4 protein-coding genes are annotated in these 4,526 nt (G+C 33.8%); 2 read left to right on the forward strand and 2 right to left on the reverse strand.

Annotation, left to right across the window (positions count from 1 at the left end):
• Positions 1-86: 86 nt before the first annotated feature.
• Complete coding sequence (locus tag HMPREF9402_RS01965) at positions 87-2,000, reverse strand: FAD-dependent oxidoreductase (RefSeq protein ID WP_006784153.1); 1,914 nt, start codon at positions 1,998-2,000, stop codon at positions 87-89.
• Positions 2,001-2,422: 422 nt separating this feature from the next.
• Between HMPREF9402_RS01965 and HMPREF9402_RS01970 the strand changes: the two genes are divergently transcribed.
• Complete coding sequence (locus HMPREF9402_RS01970) at positions 2,423-3,145, forward strand: helix-turn-helix domain-containing protein (RefSeq protein WP_229040059.1); 723 nt, start codon at positions 2,423-2,425, stop codon at positions 3,143-3,145.
• A 50-nt stretch (positions 3,146-3,195) separates the two neighbouring features.
• Here the strand turns inward: HMPREF9402_RS01970 and tpx are convergent, their stop codons facing one another.
• Positions 3,196-3,684, reverse strand: a complete 489-nt coding sequence (gene tpx / locus HMPREF9402_RS01975; protein ID WP_009606313.1) for a thiol peroxidase — start codon at positions 3,682-3,684, stop codon at positions 3,196-3,198.
• Positions 3,685-3,818: 134 nt separating this feature from the next.
• On the opposite strand from tpx, the gene HMPREF9402_RS01980 reads away from it, so the two are divergent.
• A complete protein-coding gene (locus HMPREF9402_RS01980) occupies positions 3,819-4,481 on the forward strand; it encodes a putative ABC transporter permease (protein ID WP_006784156.1) in 663 nt (220 codons plus the stop codon).
• Positions 4,482-4,526: the final 45 nt, after the last annotated feature.

The raw sequence follows: 4,526 nt of genomic DNA on the forward strand, positions 1-4,526 counted from the left end.
AGCTAACTCAAGATTTGAGTTAGCTTTTTTATATTTTTACTATAGGGTATTTTTAGACATGTTTTTTTGTAAAGTTTAAAACTATATTATTTGTTTTGAATATATTGTGCAGCATTTTCTCCTGCAATACGTCCTGAAGTATAAGCAAATCCACATGCTAATCCTTCATATGGAGGATAACTTCCGTTTGAATAATATCCACCTGCTGAAGAACCAACCACATATAATCCTGGAATAGCATTATAATCTAAATCAATGACTTCTAATTTTTCATTGACTTTAACTCCACCTACTGTTCCTAAATAAACAGCGCGTGCTTCAAACGCATAGTAATTTCCTTCAGATACTTCATAAACTAATGAATCTGCTGATTTACCGTAGTCAGTATCTTTTTTATTTTGAACCATTGTATTATAACGTGCAACAGTTTCTTCTAATTCTTCAACTTTCATTCCAGTTGAAGCTGCTAATTCTTCTAATGTACTTCCTTTGAATGCTGAACCAGCTTCTACAGCTGCATCTGCCATAGCAACGAAGTCTCCCGTTCCTGCTGTATATCCAGGTCCTGCGTCAGATAATTTAATGTTTGCTCCATTTGAGAAATCTTCTAATGTTGCTTCATCGACAATGATGTAATAACGTCCACCTGCTGAATAGGCAACATTTGACCAGAATACTGTATCATAGATAGCATCTTCATTTCCGATACGTGTTCCTGAAGCATCAACCCATAATAATGGTGCCATTAAAACTTGTGTTAATAAGTCTTCAGAATGTCCTTGAGCTCCTGTTGAAGAGTTTGCCAATTGAGCGGCATGTAATAAAGCAGTTGATGAATCCCAAGGAATTCCTCCTGCTTCAATTGCAGCATCAATTCCTTCACCAAAGTTGGCAACACCTAATGAATAAACTAAATCTGTATGTAAGTTTTCATATACTTTTTCAGTATTCGCTCCATATCCACCAGTTGCAATAATAACAGCATCCGCATTAACAGTTAAAATTCCACCATCTTCTTTAGTTGCTGTGATTCCTGTTACAGTTCCATCTTCAGCTTGTAAAATTTCATTTAAGCTTGTATTCGTACGAACTTCAGCTCCCATTTCTTCTAAATGAGTATAGAAATTCTCAAATCCTGCTTGTGAATCAACAAACTTGTGATAAGCTTTCCATTTGTATAAGTTATCTTCATGCGCTGCTTGAGTTGTTGTTGACGGTAAATAGAACTCCATTCCATATGACTCTAACCAATCAACTGTTGAAGCAGATTTTTCAACAATAGCACGTGTTAATGGTCCATTTGATAAATATTGATTAAATTCTAAAAGTTGAGAAACAGCTTCATCAACCGTTAAGTTTAATCCTTCTTCTTTTTGTAAAGTTGACTCAACCGCAAACATTCCTGATGCTAACATTGAGTTTCCACCGACTGAGTTAGTCATTTCAATAATTAAAACATCAGTTCCAGCCTCCGCAGCAGCTAAAGCAGCAGCGGTTCCAGAACCACCTGCTCCAACAACAACTAACTCAACTGTTACTTCTTCATCAACACCTGTTTTTGTTACTTTACGATTTTTCATTAATTCTACATCAAAACCAGCTTGTCCTAACGCATCTTCTACTGCAGTTAAAACACTGTTACTCGTTCCAGTGGCACCTGAAATCGTATCAACTGCAAGACTTTGATGTTCAACAATCGATGCTGCTAATTTAGGTGCAGCTGCTCCCCCAATCGTTGGTGTTTCTCCTGATGCATCAACGTCAATTGAAAGAATTGTTCCTTCATCGTCAACCTCAACTGTTGCGACAACATCTCCTCCAAACCCTGCTGCCGTTCCAGTGTATGTTCCTGCAACCACATTAGCTGTTGTTGCACCTGTTGTAGCATCATTCTGTTGCTCTTCCGTTACATTATTTGACTGACATCCAAATAAAACTGATGCCGCTAACATGATAGACATCAAGCTAAATGTCGTCTTTTTGAAAGCTTTGTTCATCATTAAGACGAACCCCCTTAAATATGTCATTTTTTTCACGATTTACACAGATATTATAACAAAATTTCACAATGTGGTAAGTTGAGCCTAATAAGTAAAAAAGTGGTTTATTTTAAGAAATGTTGTTTAATTTAGTTTGATATTGTAGAATGAGGGGGCGAAAGGATGAGATTGATTTGATCATTAACAACGAGACCTTTATACCATTTCATAAAGCATTACAAATAAAAAACCATCAAGGTTTTACTTTCAATGAATCAAAAAATATTTATACCAAAAAGAATTCATTTAATAAGTTATTTCATTATCAAATCTGCACGATACCTGATGATATCTCATCAATTATAGCTAAATCATCCTGTTTTACCATGTTGATATTTTTCAATAAATGTAAACTTATAATTGGTAAGGAAACCATTATTTGCATGCCTTATTCCATTATGTTTATAAAAAAAGGATGCCATTATAAACTTCAAAAAAAACAGTCAACTGACGTGGTTTTTATCTTTGACTGTCATGAAGATTTTTTTGATAACTTCATTGTTTCACAAATTGCAGACTGCCCTATTTTTTACGATTTATTAAATTTAACAGATGCAAAAAATGAGTATCTATTATTTGATTATCAAAAAGATTCATCCATTCTCTCAACCCTTCATTTGTTCTTAACTGAATTGACACAATATAAACAGGCTGTGCATTCCGCTAAAAACTATAAACTGTTGTTAGTGATTCTGATGTCACAACTCGATCGAAATCATATTCCCTACCTCGTTATTCATGACTCTAGTATGATGCAATGCTATGATGAAGGGAAAATTTTAAAATATTTAAGTGATAATTTTTGCACCGCAACGCTATCTTCAACAGCTGAATATTTCAATTTTCATCCGGCCTATTTTTCAACATTATTTAAAAAGCTTTTCCACCAGTCCTTTTCGAAAAAACTTCTCTCACTTAAACTTGAGCATGCTAAACGGTTATTAATAACCACTAATTTAACAACGACTGAAATCATGCATTGTGTTGGCTTTAATGATAAAAGTTATTTCTTTAAATCCTTTAAAACTTACTATCAAATCACGCCTTTACAGTATCGAAAAACGTATTCTTCTTTATATCAAAACAAAAAAAATCCTACTGAGTAGGATTTTTTATTCATCAAAATAATTAAGATACTTATAACCACTAAAGCAACTTATCGTTTTAATGCCTGTAACACATTAGCGTAATTCGGTTCTTCTGTGACTTCTTCACAGTACTCTACATAAGTAATCGTATCAGTTTCATCTACAACAAAAACAGCACGAGTTAACAGTCCTAATTCTTTAATATACGTTCCAAACTTCATACCAAAGTCATGTTTTTTATAATCAGATAAAACTTGTACGTTATCAATTCCAGCCGCTCCACACCATCTAGCTTGTGCAAAGGGAAGATCCATTGAAATGACATAAACACTTACATTATCAAGCGCTGCTGCTTCTTGATTAAACCGACGAACCTCTGTATCACAAACGGGTGTATCAATGGAGGGAACACTAACATAAACCTTCTTACCTGTAAAATTTTTAGATTCAACCGCATTTAATTCTTGATCAGTCACAACAAATTTCGGAGAAGGGTGTCCTACTTTAACATGAGTTCCTTCAAGTGTCACATAATTTCCTTTAAATTTAACATTCATACAACTACTCCTTTATTTAAACTTATCTATCTTAATATGGCTAAAAAAACTGTTTTTAATGTTACCTTTTTTTATTCTTTGTATATTTTATTAAGAGATACGTTAGGACAATGTCCTGTAGGAGGCGATCTATCATGGTGACTTCACATCATCCTTCATCATTTGCTAAAGGATTAAACTTTTATAAGCTTTTTTGGCTTTTTTTTGTCGCATCCTTCTTAGGAGTCGTCATTGAAACGATATGGTGTATGATAACCCGTGGTGTTATTGAGAGTCGAACTGGCTTAATTCTTGGGCCTTTTAATCTAGTTTACGGATTAGGTGCTTTATGCATGACCGCTGGCCTCTATCCTTTAAGAGAAAAACCAGACCGAATCATCTTAGCAGGAGGATTTGTGATTGGAAGTATTTTTGAATATATTTGTAGCTATTTTCAAGAGCAATGTTTTGGGACTATATCTTGGGACTATAGTAATTTTTGGTTCAATTTAAATGGTCGAGTTAATTTACTTTACTCATTATTTTGGGGATTATTAGCCATTGCTTGGATTCGATATATTTTCCCGAAAGCTTCTATCTTAATCGAAAAAATCCCAAATCATATTGGTATTCCATTAACTTGGATATTAGTTTTCTTTATGGTGTTCAATACATCGGCATCTGCTATGGCTCTTTACCGTCAATCTGAAAGAAGATTAGAAATACCTCCAAGCAATAGAATTGAAGCATTTTTTGATGATTATTATCCTGACGAAGTCATGGAAAAAATTTATCCTAATATGGTTTATATTGAATAAAAAAATAGCTCTATAAATAAGACATTTTTATTTTAGTATACGTAC

The organism is Turicibacter sp. HGF1 (genome assembly GCF_000191865.1).
Taxonomy (GTDB): Bacteria; Bacillota_I; Bacilli_A; order MOL361; family Turicibacteraceae; genus Turicibacter; species Turicibacter sanguinis.

What these genes read in the sequence shown, in the direction of transcription:
- HMPREF9402_RS01965 (WP_006784153.1), bottom strand. Translation starts at nt 2,000, where the DNA reads ATGATGAACAAAGCTTTCAAAAAGACGACATTTAGCTTGATGTCTATC.
- HMPREF9402_RS01970 (WP_229040059.1), top strand. Translation starts at nt 2,423, where the DNA reads ATGCCTTATTCCATTATGTTTATAAAAAAAGGATGCCATTATAAACTT.
- tpx (WP_009606313.1), bottom strand. Translation starts at nt 3,684, where the DNA reads ATGAATGTTAAATTTAAAGGAAATTATGTGACACTTGAAGGAACTCAT.
- HMPREF9402_RS01980 (WP_006784156.1), top strand. Translation starts at nt 3,819, where the DNA reads ATGGTGACTTCACATCATCCTTCATCATTTGCTAAAGGATTAAACTTT.